This is a genomic window from Pseudomonas sp. RL_5y_Pfl2_73 (assembly GCF_963970515.1).
In the GTDB taxonomy this organism is placed as follows: domain Bacteria; phylum Pseudomonadota; class Gammaproteobacteria; order Pseudomonadales; family Pseudomonadaceae; genus Aquipseudomonas.
In genome coordinates, this window is sequence record NZ_CAXAPD010000006.1 from 184,625 (window position 1) to 203,808 (window position 19,184).

General features: G+C 61.3%; 11 protein-coding genes. 8 read left to right on the forward strand and 3 right to left on the reverse strand.

Features of this window, described 5'->3' with window-relative positions; translation table 11 throughout:
• Positions 1-44: 44 nt before the first annotated feature.
• The 5 genes from cobG (at position 45) to AACY42_RS08305 (ending at position 11,939) form a co-directional block, all read left to right on the forward strand.
• Positions 45-1,364: a precorrin-3B synthase gene (cobG, locus tag AACY42_RS08285; RefSeq protein WP_339478497.1), complete on the forward strand. Its 1,320-nt coding sequence runs from the start codon at positions 45-47 to the stop codon at positions 1,362-1,364.
• On the forward strand, positions 1,357-1,983 hold the full coding sequence (locus AACY42_RS08290) for a precorrin-8X methylmutase (RefSeq protein ID WP_339478498.1): 627 nt from the start codon (positions 1,357-1,359) through the stop codon (positions 1,981-1,983). The genes cobG and AACY42_RS08290 overlap by 8 nt, the downstream gene beginning before the upstream one ends.
• The gene (locus AACY42_RS08295) at positions 1,983-2,714 is read left to right on the forward strand and encodes a precorrin-2 C(20)-methyltransferase (RefSeq protein WP_339478605.1); all 732 of its coding nucleotides are present in this window, start codon (positions 1,983-1,985) and stop codon (positions 2,712-2,714) included. Before AACY42_RS08290 ends, AACY42_RS08295 begins: the two co-directional genes overlap by 1 nt.
• Positions 2,714-4,414 (forward strand): precorrin-3B C(17)-methyltransferase, encoded by a 1,701-nt coding sequence (gene cobJ, locus AACY42_RS08300; RefSeq protein ID WP_339478607.1) that lies wholly within the window; start codon positions 2,714-2,716, stop codon positions 4,412-4,414. The genes AACY42_RS08295 and cobJ overlap by 1 nt, the downstream gene beginning before the upstream one ends.
• A gap of 466 nt (positions 4,415-4,880) precedes the next feature.
• A complete protein-coding gene (locus tag AACY42_RS08305; RefSeq protein ID WP_339478500.1) occupies positions 4,881-11,939 on the forward strand; it encodes a TcdA/TcdB catalytic glycosyltransferase domain-containing protein in 7,059 nt (2,352 codons plus the stop codon).
• Here the strand turns inward: AACY42_RS08305 and AACY42_RS08310 are convergent.
• Positions 11,936-12,532: a MarC family protein gene (locus AACY42_RS08310; protein WP_047227382.1), complete on the reverse strand. Its 597-nt coding sequence runs from the start codon at positions 12,530-12,532 to the stop codon at positions 11,936-11,938. The two genes, AACY42_RS08305 and AACY42_RS08310, sit on opposite strands and share 4 nt — an antisense overlap.
• 246 nt (positions 12,533-12,778) lie before the next feature.
• Between AACY42_RS08310 and AACY42_RS08315 the strand changes: the two genes are divergently transcribed.
• The 3 genes from AACY42_RS08315 (at position 12,779) to AACY42_RS08325 (ending at position 14,979) form a co-directional block, all read left to right on the forward strand.
• Positions 12,779-13,555: a hypothetical protein gene (locus tag AACY42_RS08315; RefSeq protein WP_339478503.1), complete on the forward strand. Its 777-nt coding sequence runs from the start codon at positions 12,779-12,781 to the stop codon at positions 13,553-13,555.
• Positions 13,556-13,615: 60 nt separating this feature from the next.
• A complete protein-coding gene (locus tag AACY42_RS08320; protein WP_339478504.1) occupies positions 13,616-14,344 on the forward strand; it encodes a hypothetical protein in 729 nt (242 codons plus the stop codon).
• 98 nt (positions 14,345-14,442) lie between these two features.
• Positions 14,443-14,979, forward strand: a complete 537-nt coding sequence (locus tag AACY42_RS08325; protein ID WP_339478610.1) for a hypothetical protein — start codon at positions 14,443-14,445, stop codon at positions 14,977-14,979.
• A 24-nt stretch (positions 14,980-15,003) separates the two neighbouring features.
• Here AACY42_RS08325 and AACY42_RS08330 read toward each other — a convergent pair whose 3' ends face one another.
• Together AACY42_RS08330 and purD are read right to left on the reverse strand one after the other, a co-directional pair.
• Positions 15,004-17,778, reverse strand: a complete 2,775-nt coding sequence (locus AACY42_RS08330) for a hybrid sensor histidine kinase/response regulator (RefSeq protein ID WP_339478505.1) — start codon at positions 17,776-17,778, stop codon at positions 15,004-15,006.
• A gap of 99 nt (positions 17,779-17,877) precedes the next feature.
• Positions 17,878-19,173, reverse strand: a complete 1,296-nt coding sequence (gene purD, locus AACY42_RS08335; RefSeq protein ID WP_339478507.1) for a phosphoribosylamine--glycine ligase — start codon at positions 19,171-19,173, stop codon at positions 17,878-17,880.
• Positions 19,174-19,184: the final 11 nt, after the last annotated feature.

Here is a 19,184-nt window from a genome sequence, read left to right on the forward strand (position 1 = left end):
GGCGGTCCTTCGCCGATGCGGCGTTTCTTATTTGCGGTTTGCCCTTGAACGAACGTCCATCCTCCAACGTTGTACGCCCCTCCGGTTGCCCGGGGTTGCTGCGTGTCGTCCAGGCGTTGGACGGGGGGATCTGTCGGATCAAGCTCGATGGCGGTGCCATCTTGGCGGATCAGGCCTACGTCGTGGCGGCGGTGGCCGAGCGGTTTGCCGGCGGCGTGATCGAGGCGACCAACCGGGCCAATCTGCAAATCCGCGGGATCGGTCCCGAACACGAAGCGCTGATCCAGCCATTGCTGGCCGCCGGGCTTGGCCCGCGCAAGCCGGCCGGCGATGACGTGCGCAACCTGATGCTCAGCCCTACGGCCGGGGTCGACCGACAGATGCTGTTCGACACTCGCCCGTTGGCGGCGCAGATCCTCTTCACCCTGCAAACCCATGAGCGCTTCCCTGAGTTGTCGGCCAAGTTCGCCGTGCAACTGGACGCAGGGGAAGCGTTAGCGATGCTCGAACATCACCACGACCTGTGGTTGTCGGCCCTGGTCCGTGATGGCGAGCCTTGGCTGGCCTTCGGCTTGGCCGGTTCACCCTTGGATAAACCGGCGGGCAGGGTGCCGTTGGCCCAGGGGCATGCCTTGGTGGTGGCGGTGCTGGAACTGTTCCTCGACCTGGCCCGCCCGGACCAGAACCGCATGCGTCACTTGTTGGCTGAAATTCCCGCCGATGAGTTCATGACCCGATTGGCCCGTCGCGTGCCGCTGCAAACTTGCCTGGATTGGCGGCGGGACGGGTCCATCGACGGACTGTACATCGGCGTTCATCCCCAGCACGACGACCGCGTCTACGTCGGCGCGGCGGTGCCCCTGGGGCGGCTCAATGCGGTCATGCTGCGGGGGGCGGCGCAACTGGCGCGGGAAAAGGGCGACGCGAGCCTGCGTTTCAGCCCTTGGCAAAGCCTGCTGCTGCCCAACGTGCGCCGCGAGGAGGCCGACGAAGTGCTGGCGCGGCTTGAAGGGTTGGGCCTGTTGTGTTCGTTCGATCAGCCCCTGGCGCAACTCATCGCCTGCACCGGCGTCAGTGGCTGCGGCAAAGCCCTGGCCGACACCAAGACCGATGCCCGTCAATTGGCCGAACTGCTGCAACGCCAGGGCCAGACCCTGAAAATCCATCTGTCGGGCTGCCCGCGTTCCTGCGCGGCAGCCCATATCGCGCCCATCACCTTGCTGGCGGTCGCCCCCGGTCGTTATGACCTGTATTTTCGCGATGCCACGCTGCCGGGTTTCGGCGCGTTGCAGGCACACAATCTGACTATTGAAGCGCTCGGCCACTGGCTCGACGCGCGCCCCCGGAGCCCCCTTGATGCTTGATTACATTCGCGACGGTCAGGAGATCTATCGCCACTCCTTCGCGATCATCCGCGCCGAAGCCAACCTGGCGCGCATTCCGGCCGACCTGGAGAAACTCGCGGTGCGGGTGATCCACGCCTGCGGCATGGTCGAGGCCATCGATGGCTTGCAGTTTTCCGAGGGCGCGGGCACGGCCGGGCGCCAGGCGCTGGCCGCCGGTGCGCCGATTCTGTGCGATGCGCGGATGGTCTGCGAAGGCGTGACCCGGGCGCGTCTGCCGGCCAACAATCAGGTGATCTGCACCTTGCGCGACGAGGGTGTGCCGGCATTGGCCCTGGAACTGGGCAACACCCGTTCGGCGGCGGCGCTGGAGCTGTGGCGCCCGCACCTGGAAGGCAGCGTGGTGGTCATCGGCAACGCGCCGACCGCGCTGTTCTACCTGCTGGAGATGCTCGATGCCGGCGCGCCGAAACCGGCATTGATCCTCGGTTTTCCGGTGGGCTTCGTCGGTGCCGCTGAGTCCAAGGCGATGCTGGCGGCCAACAGCCGCGGCGTGCCGTTCGTGATCATGCAAGGCCGCCTGGGCGGCAGCGCCATGGCCGCCGCTGCCGTCAACGCCCTCGCTACGGAGATTGAATGATGCAGCAGCCTGGACGTCTGATCGGCCTCGGCGTGGGCCCCGGTGACCCGGAACTGATTACGGTCAAGGCCCTGCGCCTGCTGCGCGAATCGCCGGTGGTGGCGTACTTCGTCGCCAAGGGCAAGAAGGGCAATGCCTTCGGCATTATCGAGGCCCATTTGCAGGACGCGCAGACGTTGCTGCCGCTGGTCTATCCGGTCACCACCGAAGCGCTGCCGGCGCCGCTGTCCTATGAACAGGTGATCGCCGACTTCTACGACACCGCCGCCGAGCAGTTGGCCGTGCACCTGGATGCCGGTCGCGATGTGGCCGTGATCTGCGAGGGCGATCCGTTTTTCTACGGCTCCTACATGTACCTGCACGATCGCCTGGCCGAGCGCTATGAGGCCCAAGTCATTCCCGGCGTGTGCTCGATGCTGGGTGGGGCCTCGGTGCTCGGTGCGCCGCTGGTCTATCGCAACCAGAGCCTGTCGGTGCTCTCCGGCGTCCTGCCCCACGACGATCTCAAGCGTCGCCTGGCCGACGCCGATGCGGCGGTGATCATGAAGCTGGGGCGCAATTTCCCCAAGGTTCGCCAAGTGCTTCAGGAACTGGGCATGGACGCACGGGCGCTGTACGTCGAGCGGGCGACCATGGCCAACCAGAAAATCGTGCCGTTGGATGAAGTCGAGCCGATGTCTTCGCCGTACTTCTCGCTGATCATCGTCCCAGGCGAACGGTGGCAGGGATGATGGCCGCCAAGGCGCCGGCCATCGTCATCCTCGGCCCGGGCAGCCTGGCAACGGCCCGACGGATCCAGCAGCGCTATCCCGACGCCTTGATCCACGGCCTGGCCGGAAGGGTCGAGGGCGCGGATCGCCAATACCTCGAGTTCGGCGCGACGTTGCGCGAGCTCTACCAACACAACACGCCGATCATTGTCCTGTGCGCGGCCGGCATCGTCATCCGCACCCTGGCGCCGTTGTTGCTGGAAAAGGGCGTCGAGCCACCGGTGCTGGCGGTGGCCGAGGATGGCAGCGCCGTGGTGCCGCTGCTGGGCGGCCTGGGTGGGGTCAACGTCATGGCCCGGGAGATCGCGGCAACGCTGCAAGTAGCGCCGGCGATTACCACCAGCGGCGAATTGCGTTTCGGCACCTGCCTGCTCAATCCGCCAAGCGGCTACAGCCTTGGCGACCTCGAGCAGGGCAAGCGCTTCGTCTCCGACTTGTTGGCCGGTGAACCGGTGCGCATCGAAGGTGCGGCGCCGTGGTTGGATCAGGCGCAGTTGCCGCAAGACCCGCAGGCGCGGCGCACGATCCACGTCGGCCACGCTGAGCGTGAGGCGAGCGCCCATGAACTGCTGATTTATCCACGCAGTGTCGCGGTGGTGGTGAGTGCCGAGGTGGCTGACCTGCCGGACGCCGTTCGTGCCGCTTTGCAGCAAGCGAAAGTGGCGCTTCAGAGCTTGGCGTGCCTGGTGGCGGTGGATACGCTGATGGCCAGTGTGGCCTTGCGTGAAGCAGCGCTGGAACTCGGGGTGGCGCTGCGCTTTGTGGCGATGACCGGCGATGCCGCCACGTTGGCGCGCAGTTCGGTGCCGGCGGCGAACATCCTTTCGGCGACGGACAACCTGGCCATCGCCGTTGCTGCGCAGCCCTTGGAGGTGGCCCAAATCGGTCGTCCGCGCGGACGCCTGGCGGTGATCGGCCTGGGGCCGGGTGCGGCCGAACTGATGGTGCCGGCGGTGAAGGCCGAACTGGCTCGGGCCACCGATGTGCTCGGTTACGAAACCTATGTGCGCATGGCCGGCCCGTTTCGCGACGATCAAGTGCTGCACTGCACCGACAACCGCGAAGAAATGCAGCGTGCCCGACATGCCTTTGAATTGGCCGCGCAAGGCCGTTCGGTGATCGTGGTGTCGTCCGGCGACCCGGGGGTATTCGCCATGGCGGCGGCGGTGCTCGAAGCGTTGCACGAGTCCAGCGATCCGGCCTGGCATCAGGTGGACCTGGAGATCCTGCCCGGTGTGTCCGCCTCCCTCGCCACCGCCGCCCAGGCCGGTGCGCCGTTGGGGCATGACTTCTGCGTGATGTCGCTGTCGGACAATCTCAAGCCCTGGTCGATCATCGAAAAACGCCTGGACCTGGCGGCCGAAGCTGATCTGGCGTTGGCTTTCTACAACCCGATTTCCCGTGCGCGGCCGTGGCAATTGGGGCGTGCGCTGGAGATCGTCGCTCAGCACCGCACGCCGGAGACGCCGGTGGTGTTGGGGCGTGACATCGGTCGTCCGGGCCAGACCCTGCGTGTCACCACGTTAGGGCAACTCACGACCGAGCAGGTGGATATGCGCACCATGGTGCTGATCGGCTCCTCCACAACCTGTGTGTTTGCGCGCGCGACGGGTGGAAACTGGGTGTATACGCCACGCTGGTATGGGCTCAAGCCAGCCTGAACCGCGAAACCGTTCTCTTGCTCACGCTGGGTGTAGGCGCTGCCGAAGGCTGCGATCTTTTGATCTTTCGCTTGAGATTCAAGTGTCTGGGGAAAGATCGCAGCCTCGTTGCACCCGGCAGCTCCTACGGCGTAGCCCAGCGGGAGCTTGCTCGCCACAGGATTCAGGGCCGCGTTTTCGATTCTTTCGCTTTATTTGTCGTGCGTATAAATAAAAGAGCAGGTTCAAGTCTTGATGCTCCTTTGAAATGCATTGAAAGCCTTCCTGTTTGAGTTGTTGCTTCTTAAGCGTTAGTTTTCGTGCCTGATAAGTTATCGGTGTGTGCTTGTCAGCGCTTGGCATAGGTTTTAGTTGCCGCCAAGTTGCAACATATTTAATTGAAAAACAGGTCGCCAGAACACGCTCTGGTGGCGGCGTTTTTATATGTCTGTTGCTTTTGTAAAGGAACAGGCCAAGGAGTGTTTTTATGCAGGAAGCGAACATCAAGGCGTACGGTGGTGCGCTCGGTTTCATCAGTCTTTTCAAACTGGCCGACCTTGAACAGGCACTGTTGCCGTACAAAAACAATGAGCAATACGACGCGGTCATCCGTTATTACTTTGCCTGTATTAGCGTACCGGACTCCCATCGACTGCTCGAGCCACTGGGGCTCTTGAAGCAGACGCTCGCCCAGGTCCTGGGCAGCCGCAGGGTGAAGCGCAGCGTGTCCGGCCCCGACGAGGCGACAGTGGATTTGCCGCGGATCTATGACAAAGTCGAACGTCATGAAGCGCGCCTTCAGTTCAGCACCGAACAGATGAAACAGGTGCCTGCGGAGGTTCCCAGGACGTTGCACTTTGTCTGGCTCGGGGGTGGACTTGGCAGCATTCAGCGCGATTATCTAAATGTGTGGAGAGAGGTGTTGGCCAAGCAGGCTTATACCCTGAATCTTTGGTATGACAGTGATGCACTACTGGCCTGGCAAACCAGCAAATTGATTGTCGAAGCCGCCAAGGCCGATGTTTTTCTACAAGGCGTAGACGAACGTGTCTCCGAAGTTGAATTGGGCGCCTTATACAATGAGCGGGCGATTGTTCTGAAACAACAGATGCATTCACATATCCGTGCGGCAGTGGCTAGCGGAGGGTCAGCTGACGAGGCCCGGATAGATTTGTTGTCCCGCGCCTACGGTCAGGATGTACAAATACTGCGCAAACAGTTGGCACACAATCAACGTAGCCTCTTGGACATGCACGGCTTCAAGTTACGTGATCTTGCCACGGGCGAAATTTCGCTGCAGTTGCAGGCTGTCTATGAACGGGAGATGCGTTTGCGCGGCAACATGGCGGCGGCCTCCGATGTTGTGCGCGCCGAGGTCCTGTATGCCGAAGGCGGCAGTTATACCGATGTCGACCACCTTCCGCCGTTGTCGCAAACCCTGGGCGCCGTTGATATCAGCGGCTTTGACCGTGATGCCCGCCTCGGGGTCCTGCAACTGCTGCTGAACAACAACCCCGAATGGATGCCGGGTCGCGAGACGACTTCAAGCTATTACGCGCACATTGGCGCTGAGCATTTTCCGGCGCTGCAAGCCTTCGCGCAAAGCCGTCCAAGCTTGAGTGAGGTCTTCGGGCAACCGGCGGATCGGCTTGCTCGTCCCTTCGCGCTGCGGGCCTTGGCCATGGAGCAATCGTTATCCAATGCGTTTCTGATGGCCCATCCGGGCTCAGCAGTTCTCAAAAGCGTGCTTGAGCGCGTTCGCACCAACTACGCGTTGATCGATGCATCGACCCGGTTGGCGGCTCAGCGCGATATTGCATTGAGTGATGTTGCCGGCATGTTAGGGCTGGTGGAGGAGGTGTTCGAAAAAACCAATGGGCCGTTGACCGGATTGTCGATGGAAGACGTGCCCAGAGCGATAGCGTTGATCTCGGCCATAGCGACCCACTTCGGCGATGGCATTCGGTTCGACAGCGAGGGCACCATCTACCTGACGGGGCCCGGTGCCATGCGCGATGGCATGGTCGACTATGCGAAAGCGCACTTGAGCGCCGTCATTGCCGAGAGCCTGCGCAAAGAGGCGCCCATCGCGCCCAATGGGACGGTGAACGGTGCCACCGAAGAGGAGCAGGATCACTCCTGGAAAGAAAATGAAACCGATCACGAGAAATGGGTCCGCAACGAGCAGGCACGTTGGCGTGATGGTCAGTACCCCACGCGCTACAGCGGCGACATCGCGCAGTTGCTCAAGCATTCGACCGTTGAGTTCCAACAGGGCTGGCCGCTGATCGAAGGCCGAGCCGTGCTGCTGACCGATGTGCTGGAGCGATTGCTCGAGGGGCTCGGCGAGCCGTTCAGCGAGGCGATGAGCCAGGGGCATGACGGTGAAATCCGTTTCGAGAAGCCGCTGCCGCTGAGTTTCGATGATCGCCAGCGTATTCGGCGCCAGCCCTCCGATACGCTGGTGCCGGTGTTCTTGAGCGATGCAACGATGCAAAGCCTGGGGATCGACGAGGTGCTGAACGAGATCGCCAGCGGTGCCCGGCGGGTCATTGAGGTCAGCCCTGTACAAAGGCTGTCACTGGGCATTTTGCTCGATTTGGAGACCTTGGATAACCCGCGCTTCAACGCCTCCACCAGTGAGCTGGAGAACCTGGCCAACGGCGTTGTCGAACAGGGCGTGGCGGGTCGTTACGCGGTCATCGAGCGGCAATTGTTCAAGCGCAAGGCGGCAAGGTTCATGAGTGGCCTGGAAACCGATCCAGTGGATGCGCCGCTGCCGTCCGACAGCGCGCTGGAGTTGAAGAGAACGGCCTTGAAACAGGCGCGGACGCTGTTCCAGTGGGGCCGTCATGTTGCACGGATCCAGAAAGTGGCGACCCTTGAGCACCGTCTCCAGATCGTCGAACGTTCCGCGCAAGTGCTGGACGGATTCGGCCACGCCGGCGTGCAAATGGTCCCCCAGGATTTACTGCTCAACAGCGATGGCGAGGCGATTGGTGGGCGCTGCTATCCCCTGACGTTGGTGATGAGCGCAGCGCTTATGCAGGGCGATGGGTCCACCGGGCATCTGCGCGAGCGTTTCTTCCTGGCGGTGCTCGAACCCGGGCAAACCGATTCCCAAGCGTTCCTGCAAACGCTGGAAGCACTGCGGGACGTACCGATGACTGACGTCGGTACGCGTCTTGGACAGGCGAACCTTGACCAGGTCAGGGACACGCTCGAGAAGCACACCGGCCCCCGTACGCTGATGCTCAACTCGGACAACCATTCGATGCTGGTGGCCAAGACCATCAGTGGAGAAAGTGCCGCCTATCACTTTTTCGACCCCAACTTCGGCCTGTGCAAATTCGAGCATCCGGATGGACTGCAGCGGGCGCTGGAAAGGTTTTTCCAGACAGAGGGTATGGCCCGCTATTACGCCGCCTATGGTCCTGACGCTCGACCGGAATTCGATCTGATCGACCTGCACAGCAATAAGATCGCCGCCTTGGAGCTGGCTGAGGGCTTCACCGTGGAGCACCTGCTCAATCCCGATCCGTTGCCCGGAAAACCAGCGCTCGCGATTCGCCAGCGCCTGAACAGTGCCTACGGCAGAGCCCTGGTCGACAATTCGCACCTGGGCAGCAGTTTGCTGGAGTTGGACAGCCATTGGTGGGGCCCGCAGATCGCCCAGGTCACGGTCGGTTTGCAGGCGCTGCATGACTCGCCGACGACGCTGGTGCCCTTGTTCGAAACGCTGGAGGTTACGCCAGAGGGCCAATACCGGGTGAGCCTGATCGATCCTGCGCAACCGCAACAATTGATCCGCGTGCTCAGTGACGATCATCGCCTGTTGCGGATCAAGAACTGGCTGTCGGAACAGTTTTCGACCCTGGCGCGCCAACCTGTGCAGAGCGGCGGCGTTCTGGACCCGACCGAGGCCGGCAGCGTTCATACCCTCAACGCGGGCTTCACCATCCAGGCTTTGATGAACGCCTTGCGCGGGCGGGAAGGGGAGGATCGAACGTTGACCACCGCCGTGCGCCTGCATGCCTACGTCAACTATGCGCAGTTGGTACACGGTAATGTCGTGGACGTGGCGGGCCTGGTGCAGTTGGTCCGCACCGCCCTGGCGGAAGAACGGCTCATTGCCCGCACGTGTGCGCCGGTCGTTGGTCAGGCGCTGGGGCATGCGGCCAACGAGGGCGTCGGCGCGGTGTTAGGGCTGGCCAATGTCGGCTTTGATATCTATCAGCTGAAGACGGCGCAAACCGGCATCGAAAAAGCGCAATTCGGTACCCAACTGACATTCGACTCTGCCAGCCTGGCCTTGACGGCGGGCGGCGTCGGGGCAGGGTTGGCCGGGGCTTCGACCGCCGCGGCGGTGCTCGGCGGTGCGGGGGTGATTCTCGGTGGATTGGCCGTCGGGGGCGCCGCCCTGGCCCAGGGGTTTGCCACCATCGCCCGGGAGGCACGTCAAGTCGGTCAGTTTTTCGATGATCTGGAGCAGGCCTACCGTGGCGACGGTTACCACTACGATCACAGGTTGGCCGCGTGGGTGGCACGGCCTTCACTGATTGTCAGAAGCATCGACCTGAATGATGGGACGCTGCGGCTCGACAGCCCAAAGCTGTACCCCTTGCATGATCATTTCGGTGTGCCGGGCTTCGACCCCGATGACGCGCGGGCGATCGACATCCGTCGAGAGCTGGGCCTGCCCGGACGGATCGAGTTCACCCCGCCCGACGGGCAACCCATCGTGCTGCCCTGTACGCCGCACACCACTTACGGCTATGAGTACAAGGCGTTGCCGTTCGCCCGCTGGCGCCATGATCGTGGCTTCGACACGGCCCGGCGGCTGGAGAAAAAGCAAGCGGACGGCACCTGGTTGTTTCTGTTTACGTTCTATTCCTTTCCTTCCGACTACATCCTCAATCGCTTGAATCCGGTGTACGGCGAAACGCTGATCACGGTGAACCTGGATGCGGTGGAGCGGGTACTGGTGATTCCCGTCCTGCCAGACGCCTGGCATGGAAAGTTGTCCTATCGGCTCAGGGGCGCGGGTGCGCGTTGCACCGTGGCGCTCAATCCCGGGGCCGATATCAGCCTTGTCGCACCGAACCAGACGTATTGCCGCTGGGTGTTGCAGGCCACCTGGGCCAATGAGAGTGATATCCGGGTCGAGCCTTCCGGCGAGCTGTACATCGGCACCGTCCATGTGAGCCGTATCGGCCAGCAGGAAGTGCTGATTCGCACGGCTGACCAGCTGTTCAGTGTGACCCAGGGTAAACGCCAACTGGACCTTCTCAAACAGGCGGCGCCAGAGGGGCTCGATGAGCAGGCGCTACTTGACCACTACATGAGCCTGGCGCGCGAGCATCGATTGGCGCTGCCCTATACGCCGATCCATCACTATCTGATCCCGTTCGAGGATCCCCAGCAGCCGAGCTACACCACGGCCTGGTATGACGCGAGCGAAGACCGCTTTCTCTATATCCGCGACGACATGGCCGTGCTCGGCGAGCCGCAGTTGTCGGTCGTCATGGGGGCGTCCGCGTATTTCTACGATCCTGACGGGTTCCAGATCTGGCAGACGGATTGCGCCACGGGTTTGCTCAAGTGTCGCTACCTGTTACTGCTCCAGGAGGGGCAAAGCACCATTCGCAGCCTGGAAGCGGATGCCCAGGGGGTGATTCATGTCGTGCAGGAATACCTCCTCGACAACCAAACCGTCCTGCAATACCGCTACCTGATTCATGACGGGCAATTGCTGTTGAGTTCCGTCACTTACGACACCGCGCCGCAACTGCAGGCGCTGCTGTTGACCAGCGATAGCCTGGCCGAGTGGTCGTCCGTACTCGGTGATTTTCTGCGGCTGTCCCCCGGGCCTTTGGATAACGGGGTGACGACTGTCGATTGGCAGCCGGCTTCGTACGTTTCGATCTGCTGGACGATTGCGCCCGATTCCCGAGACCTGGCATGGGTACGCAGCAGTGATCGACGTCTGATCTTGGCGCCACCCGCCAAGCATCATGCCCGTGGCTGGGATGGCTCGATCAAGAACTTGGACGGGCTGATGCTATTGCCCGTGGCCGACGACAGCGAGGTGTTCTTCGTGTACCAGCGAGTCACCTCCAACCAGACGCTCTGCCGACTGCAACGCAGCGTGAACGACGGCAAGGCGCAGTGGACCCATCAATGGGTACAGCCCGATGGGCTCAAGCAGGTCCTGGCCGTCGACGGGGGGTATGTAGCGCTCGATGAAAACGGGTTGTTTTTCAACCTGGACGCGCAAGAATCGCTGCAGTTTGCCGGCGTGAGCGAGCAGTGGCTCAAGGGGCGTGCCCGGTGGTGGCAGGCGCTCGAGCCGTTGGCCAAGGGTTACCCGGGCAGGGATTTTGCGATTGCCGGTCTGCGCAATGTCGCCGGTGACGGCAACCTGTGTGCCTGGTACGTGAATCACCGCTTGCTGTTGTGCGATCCGGGACTCGACAAGGAGGTTCGCTTGCTCGGCGTGACGCCCGACAATCAGTCGGTCTGGCTGTTCGATCGGTCGAGCGGTGACGTATTGAACCAGGCATTCTTTGACCCGTTGCGACTTGACCAGGCATTCGGTGCCGGCTCGCAATTGCTGCCCGGCGACAGCCTGCCGGCGTATCAGCGGGAGTGGGCGAGCTGGCGCTTCGCCGATGTCACGCTCGAAGGCAGCGGTTTGCGCGGCACCAGTGTGGACGGTGTGTCGTTGGCGTTGCGTCATCAGGAGGCGGGGACTATCACCGGGGTCAATCACGACTGGGTGAGCGCCCAGGGCGAACACCTGATCGAAGCTCTCCAGCGGTTGCTGGAGCAAGCGCAGCATGCCGAGTTCGTGTCGGTGGAGTCCGAGCCTGGAAGCCTGCAATGGTATGACGTGCAAGGTGCCCGGCTGCTGCGGGTGACCGGCAAAAACCTGCCCAGGAACTTTACCCTGCTCGGCACTCAGGCTCAGGTTAACGTGCTGCTGCACAAGCATCAGGATGGACGGGTGCTCATCTATCCCGACAAACGCAGCATCGGGCCGTTCGATTATGTCCAGCGCAACGCCCAGGTGCTGGTCGTCGAAGGGGCGAAGATCGGTCGCGATCTCTTGCCGCTGATTCCCGATGAGGTCAATACGTTGATTCTGCGCTTGGGCCAGGGCGCGGTGACGTGTCATTTGACGAAGACGGAGTGGCTGAAACTGGACTCGGTCATTGTCGACTGTCGACATGCCCTGGGTGAACCACCCACCATGGCAAGTACATTGGTCTGGGCACTCGATGAACCTGCAAAGCTCGTGTTCGAGATCGTCCAGACGCATCTGGTCATTGTTGATCCGGACAGTGAACACTGCCTGATCTTGCGTGATGTGTGTGCCGCCGACCCGGTCTTGCGCGGTGAAATATGCCTGGGCTTCAACGCTGCGCATGCCCGCCCGGTGTCGACGTTCGTGGCACGGTTACGGGACCTGGGAGGGGTCGGCAGTGCAACCCTGAAAGAGCTGCTGGCGCCGGCGCCGGTCGAAGGCCAGGCGGTCCTCCTTTAGGGCACCAGGTAGCCCCTCACCCCGGTAAAAATGATCTGCGCCGCCAAGGCGCAGACAAACAGCCCCATCAGGCGGCTGACGATCTGCAGGCCCTGGTCGCCCAGGATCCGTTCGATGCGGCTGGACAGGTAGAGCACGACGCCGACGGTGAAGCTCGCCAGGGCGATGCTGATGATGGCCATGAGTTTGTCGTCCCAGTGCGGCTGGCTCACGCCCATCACCAGCAGGGCACCGATGGTGCCGGGGCCGACGGTCAATGGAATGGTCAGCGGGACGATGGTCACGTCCTGCTGCACGTTGTCGGTCTGTACGGCCGACTTGCCCTGGGCCATGCCCAGTGCCGAAATGAACAGCACACTGCCGGCACCGATACGGAAGGCGTCCACGGTGATGCCGAACACGCTGAAAATCACCCGCCCGAACAAATACAGCAACACGCTGGAGACCAGCGTCGCGATCGCGACCTTCCAGGCCAGGCGGCGTTGTTCCTTGCGCGAATAGCCGCGAGTCAGCCCGATAAAACACGACAGCACGAAGAAGGGGCTATAGAGCACCAGCATCTTGAGGTACACGCTGAATAGCACGTGGAGCATGGTTCAGACTCATTGCGAAAGACATCGCCGGAGTCTATCAGCCTCTGAATCGACTGTCGGCATTTGATTGGCTGAGGTGGAAAGGGTGGTGTTTTATTTGAGTGTTTTCTTGACTTTATTTGCCGGCTGTTAAATTGGTGGTTTTATTTTGAAGTTACAAGTCGAGAGTTGTTGAGTCTGGTTCGGTTGATTAAGGTGGGGCTGCAAGTTATGGAGTGACTTGCTTAATAGTTTAAGGAGTAAGTGATGAGTTATGAAATGTGTGATAACGCTGTAGCTGCCTGTGTGGCGCGGCTGGAAAGTTACGAAATTTACCCTGATATCAGTCCTCGTTCGTTGTATGTGGGCGATATTGAACCACCGACGAAGGGATCGGTTGTCGGTGAAGGCATCCTGGCGTTCGCCGGTGGTCTTTCTCCCCAGCATCAAGAAGATGCGCAGCATGCTTTTCTCTTTGCCTCCCTGGTTGCCAACAGGCAATACCCTCTCGAATCCCAAGGGCGAGAGTGGTACTACAAGTTTGTTGAGGTCATGACGAACGCCGGTTGGGTCGCGACGCAGCGGTTCTATGATGATCTGAGCATCGCCGGCAACACCGTGCGAATGGACAAGCTGGTATTGGACATTCTCGGTTCCGTAGTCGCGGGTATTGCCCTCGGAAGCGCTACTTCGGCGCTGTTGTTGAAGGTCGCCGACAGTGCAATCACGGCCTTGCAGAAGAAGGAAAAGACGCTGACCCTTTTCGAGCGAAACCTGCTGGAACATGGGGTGGGTGGAATGGCGGCCGGTACCTGTGTCGAAATAGACGGTGAAGTCAGCATGTTGCTTGGCACCGTACGCTTTATTCGGCGCAATAGCGCGACCCAGGTTTTGTTTGCAGATTGGAGCAGTCGCGAAGTGAAGCTGTATAAAGGCGAGTCGGTTTTCAGGAAAGTACCGAGTATTGTCGAGCAAACCCGAGGCGTCATTATTGGTCGGCTGGGTAATCATGCCGTCAGCAAGATCGAAGAGTACGAAATCTAAGCTTAGTTTAAATAAGGCAGCCGGATGGTCGGTTGCCTTATGTTCAAGAGGAATAAAAGCATGGACAAGGAATATTCGATTTTTGTTAACGCGGCGGCGATTGTTTTAGTTTCCTCCTCTGTGCGTGAAACGGCCGTTGACGACCTGATGAATTCGGTCTTGCTCGCGCAGTTGGTGGCTAACAAGACTCTGCAGCGTATACCGAGGGCTGATTGGTACGATAGTTATATGGAGGTCCTGAGTGTCGCCTGGGTTTCAGGTGCCAAACGGCGAAAGGACCTGCTACCGAAAAAAGAAGGGGTCAGCTCGCCATTGGAGTGGGTCGCAGCAATCCCCTTGGATGATCGGCTGGATCAGCAACAGCAAATCATGACGGTGTTGGGTCGTGTGGCTGCGTTACCCGGCTCGCTGCCGGCGCTGAGTATCCTGCGCAAGCAGATGCAAAAACACAACGAACCTGACCCGACACCGAACCCTTCATCGTCCAGCTCCATGCGCTTGTTGGTGATCGTGGCGCATAGCCCTGTTTCGATGACAGGTCTCTGTTTGCAATTCAGCACCGGGAAAGCAATCGATGCCAACCCATGGGGGCAATGCTTTGATGACAAGGACATCGACGGTTGTGTGTCGGCGCGTTATTTTCATATGCAACTGAGCGAAACATTGTTCGCACCGGCTCGCGAGGTTATCGCCCGTAAGGTGGGGGCTGTCGTGGGCGACCACGTCGCGCAGATCACTGAGGCTATCGAGGATTTGGCTCTTTGTCCTGCTGAAGAGGTGGGCCGATGACGGGGCCGATTCCATCCGCGGCGGTCGTTGGCGGCAGTGTTGTTTCGTTCGCGGCCGGTCTGCCTGCGTCCCAAAGGGAAGATGTGTACTTGAGCACGCTGTACGCGCAACGGGCCACTTGGGCGGCCTACCGTGCCGGGTTGTCAGGGAATTGGTTCGACTATTACTGCAACCAACTCAAATTCCTGGGTTGGGACGTGCCACGCCCGCAGGCGTTGCCTGCCATTGAAGGCAAGCCTTTGGGGGCGGGGGCGACGCAACATATCGAAGCTCGTCTTGGCGAAGCTTTTCACACCCCGGCCAGTGGTGCGTTGGTGGCGCTGGAGAACAATCCGAAAGCGCTCGAGCTGTTCGAATCAACCAGCCTGTCTCGCGACACAGGCATTTTCCAGATGATTCCCTGCGTGCCGAACGGCACCCATCGAATTGCAATGGGCGTTTATCACTGCCAGTTCCAGCTGCGTCGACAGGCGTCTCGATTCTTGTTCATCGAACGAAGCGACTGGGTGCGCAACAGCGTCGAGCAAATGACCACCATCAACTTCAATACGCTGTACTACGCCACCTTCAGGGAAAAGGTAAAGCGTTCAGTGCTGTCCCAAGCGTCCACCTACCTCAGTGCCCTGGAGCTCTGAAGCGCGCGCTCTCGCAGGCTTGGCTCAATAAGTCGATGCAGTCGGTTTTTGCTGATCGCGCTGAGCGACCCAGTGTTCGATCAGCTCACGCAGCTGCGACAGTTCCACCGGCTTGGCCATATGGCCGTCCATCCCGGCCTGACGGGCGCGTTCCTTGTGCTCGGCCAGGATGTGCGCGGTGAGCGCCACCACGGGGGTGCGGGTCCGCTGGTTGCCCATTTCCCAGGCGCGCAATTGCTGGGTGGCGGAAAAGCCGTCGAGGATCGGCATTTCGCAGTCCATAAGGACCAGGTCGTAGCGCTGCTCCTTCATGGCCTTGAGGGCTTCTTCGCCGTTGCTGGCCGTGTCGGGTTGCAGGTTGAGCTTGCCGAGCATGCCGCGGATGACCTTGGTGGAAATGCTGTTGTCCTCGGCCACCAGGATGCGGAAATCGCTCGGCACCTTCACTGGGATGGGAGGGCCGGCGTTCACCTGGACATTCGTCGCTTGGCCCCGGTTGCGCTGGTTCAGCTCGTCCGCCAGGGTGGTCTTGAGGGTATAGCCGGCCACCGGTTTGGCGAGGATGCGCTTGACCCCGCTGTTGCGTGCCACGATCTTGCTTGGCGCATTGCTGATACCGGTGAGCATGATCAACAGGATGTCGTGGTTCAGGCTCGGGTCTTCCTTGATCTTGGCCGCCAGTTGCATGCCGGTCATGCCCGGCATGTTCTGGTCCAGCAACACCACGTCGAAATAATCGCGCAGGTGCGCCTTGGTGCGCAGCAGCGCCAGGGCTTCCTTGCCCGATGGCACCGCACTGACGTTCAGGCCCCAGGCGCTGCACTGTTGCACCAGGACTTTGCGGCAGGTGTCGTTGTCGTCGACGATCAATACCCGCGCCCCTTGCAGCGGACCATCGAGGTCGGAAGTCGGATGTTCGAGGCGATCCGGATCCAGCGGTAGGGTCAGCCACAGGGTACTGCCCTGGGTGCTGCCGCTTTTGATACCGAATTCCCCGTGCATCAGGATGATCAACTGACGGGCGATGACCAGGCCCAGGTTTCCCCCCAGGCGCGTGGCCGACAGGAAATTCTTGCTGTGCAGTTCGGCGTGCATCAGCGTGTCGCGCTCTTCGGCGTCCATCGGCGTCCCGCTGTCCTGTACGGCGATACGCAGGCGCGGCTGATTGCTGCGCTCGTCGAGGGCGACGACGATCAGCACTTCGCCCTCATCGGTTTTCTTCAGGGCGTTTTCCAGCAGGCTCAGCAGTGCCTGGCGCAGCCGCGTCGGGTCACCGCTGATCACGCGTGGCACCTGGGGCTGGATGAAACTGATCAGCTCGATATTCTGCTGTTCGGCCTTGGCGCGGAAGATACTCAGGCAATCCTCGATCAGTGCATTGAGATCGAACTGCACGTCGTCCAGTTCGATCTGTCCGGATTCGAGCCGGGAGATGTCGAGGATCTCGTTGATCAGGGTCAGCAGCTCATTGCCAGCGCTGTGGATCGTCTGCACGTAGTCGCGTTGCTTGACCGACAACGGCGTGCCCAGCAGCAACTCGGTCATGCCCAGCACGCCGTTCATCGGGGTGCGGATCTCGTGGCTGATCTTGGCCAGGAACTCGGCCTTGGCATTGATCTCGGCATTGCTCGCCGCCAGGTCGCGGCTGATGCTGAACCGGCTTTCGTTGATCGAGCGCTGGCGCTCGCCCAGGGCGACACTCATCAACAGGCCGCTGATGCAGATGAAGATCAGCAGGGTGATGATCAAGCCTTGGGGAGGAACTTCCGTGAGCCCTTGCAGTGCCGGAAGGATGATCAGCGTGCCCAGGTTGAAGACCACCATGGCCGCGACGAACAGTCGGGCCGGGCGGTAGCCTTTTTGCCAGTGCCAGGCGCTGACGAACAGCATGCTCAGGCCGGCCAGGGCCACCAGGACATAGGTCATGATATTGAGCGGTAGCGTGTTGACGAACAACAGCAACAGGCTGCACAGCATGACGAGCACAATGTCCCCCAGCAGCAGCCGGTTCAACGGGTGCGGGCCCAGGGGCGCGAAGAAACGGTAGGCGAACATCAGGCCGCACGGCGCTGTCAGCAGCAAGGCCAGGTAGGCCCCGGGCGTCTGGACGGCTGGCCAGTCGGGCAGCCAGGGTCCGGCCAGGTTCAGCAACAGCACCAGGCTGAGCATCAGCAGTCCTTCACAGGCTGCCAGCCACAGGCAACTGCGTGAGCGGGTGTAGGCGTAGCGGGTGAGGTTGTGCAGGATCAGCATGGTGATGCAGCCGAACAGCAACCCATAGATCAGCGTCTGGTTCTGATCGGCCGCGGCCACGACCGCCGATTGCAAGGTGATGTAGGGGCGCAGTTCATGGTGCGAGGCCAGTCGCAGGTAGACGTCCAGCGATTTGTCGCTGCGCGGCAGGGGCAGTATGAAATCGCTGCTAGGTACCACAGGTTCGGTATGTGGCGTGGCATTGCCGCTGATTTGTTGGTCAACCAGGGCATCGCCGTTCAACACATAGAGGTTCAGGCGTGACAGGTCGGGCGCGAAGATGCGCAGGATCTGTTCATGCCGGTCGGGGGCCAGGCGGAAACGCAACCACAATGCCCCGCCGGGCTCGGCGGCCTGGAGGCGCTCCAGGTCGATGGGGCTGAATTGATTGGTGTAGCGGGCAGAACGGATGTCGCTCAGCGTGAGGTCGCCCTGTTCGTCGAGCAATACCGCCCAGCCACTGCCTGGCGCGGCCTGGGCCGGGAGCATGCAGAGCAGCGTCAGCAAGGTGACGGTAAGGCCTATGGCAATCCTGAGCCAGCGCACGGCGAAATCCCTTCGTAGGTTGATGCCAGATTATAACTATGCGCGGCGCCGGAACAGTCAGGCAAGGGCCGCAGACCCTTGCCTGGCTGAATGGCCGGGTTATTCCAGATTTTCGCCACGCTCACGGGCAATGGCGCGGTAGCCAATGTCCTTGCGGTAGAAGCAACCTTCCCAGTCGATCTCGGCGGCAAGCTTGTAGGCCTGCAGCTGAGCTTCGTCGACACTGGCGCCCATGGCGGTGGCGCAAAGCACGCGACCGCCGGCGGTGATCACTTGCCCATCCTTCAACGCCGTGCCTGCATGGAAGACCTTGCCTTCCAGGCGGGCCGCGGCGTCCAAGCCCTGGATCGCGCTACCCTTGGCGTAGTCGCCCGGGTAACCGCCAGCCGCCAAAACGACACCGACGCTTGGGCGTGGATCCCACTGGGCTTCGACCTTGTCCAGTGCCTGGGCCAGTGCAGCCTCGACCAGCAAGACCAGGCTCGATTGCAGGCGCAGCATTACCGGCTGGGTCTCAGGATCGCCGAAACGGCAGTTGAATTCGATGACTTTTGGGTTACCAGCCTTGTCGATCATCAGGCCAGCATAGAGGAAGCCGGTGTAGACATTGCCTTCCTCGGCCATGCCGCGCACGGTCGGCCAGATCACCTGGTCCATGACGCGTTGGTGCACCTGGGCGGTCACCACCGGGGCTGGGGAGTAGGCACCCATGCCGCCAGTGTTCGGGCCGCTGTCGCCATCGCCGACACGCTTGTGGTCCTGGCTGGTGGCCATTGGCAGAACGTTCTTGCCATCGACCATGACGATGAAGCTGGCTTCCTCGCCGTCGAGGAACTCTTCGATCACCACGCGGGAGCCGGCGTCACCGAAGGCATTGCCGGCGAGCATGTCGCGCACGGCATCTTCGGCTTCGGCCAGGGTCATGGCAACGATCACGCCTTTACCGGCAGCGAGGCCGTCGGCCTTGATCACGATCGGTGCGCCTTTCTCGCGCAGGTATGCCAGGGCCGGTTCGATTTCGGTGAAGTTCTGGTAGTCGGCGGTCGGGATCTTGTGACGCGCCAGGAAGTCCTTGGTGAACGCTTTCGAGCCTTCCAACTGCGCGGCACCGGCAGTCGGGCCGAAGCAGTCCAGGCCACGGGCGCGGAACAGATCGACCACACCGGCCACCAGCGGCACTTCCGGGCCGACGATGGTCAGCGAGACGTTTTTTTCCGCGAAATCTGCAAGCTGCTCCAGGGCCAGCACGTCGATGGCGACGTTCTCGCACTTGGCTTCGATGGCGGTGCCGGCGTTACCCGGGGCGACGAAGACTTTCTCGACGCGCGGGTCCTGTGCCACTTTCCAGGCTAGGGCGTGTTCACGGCCACCGCTGCCGATGATCAAAACATTCATTTCAAAAACCT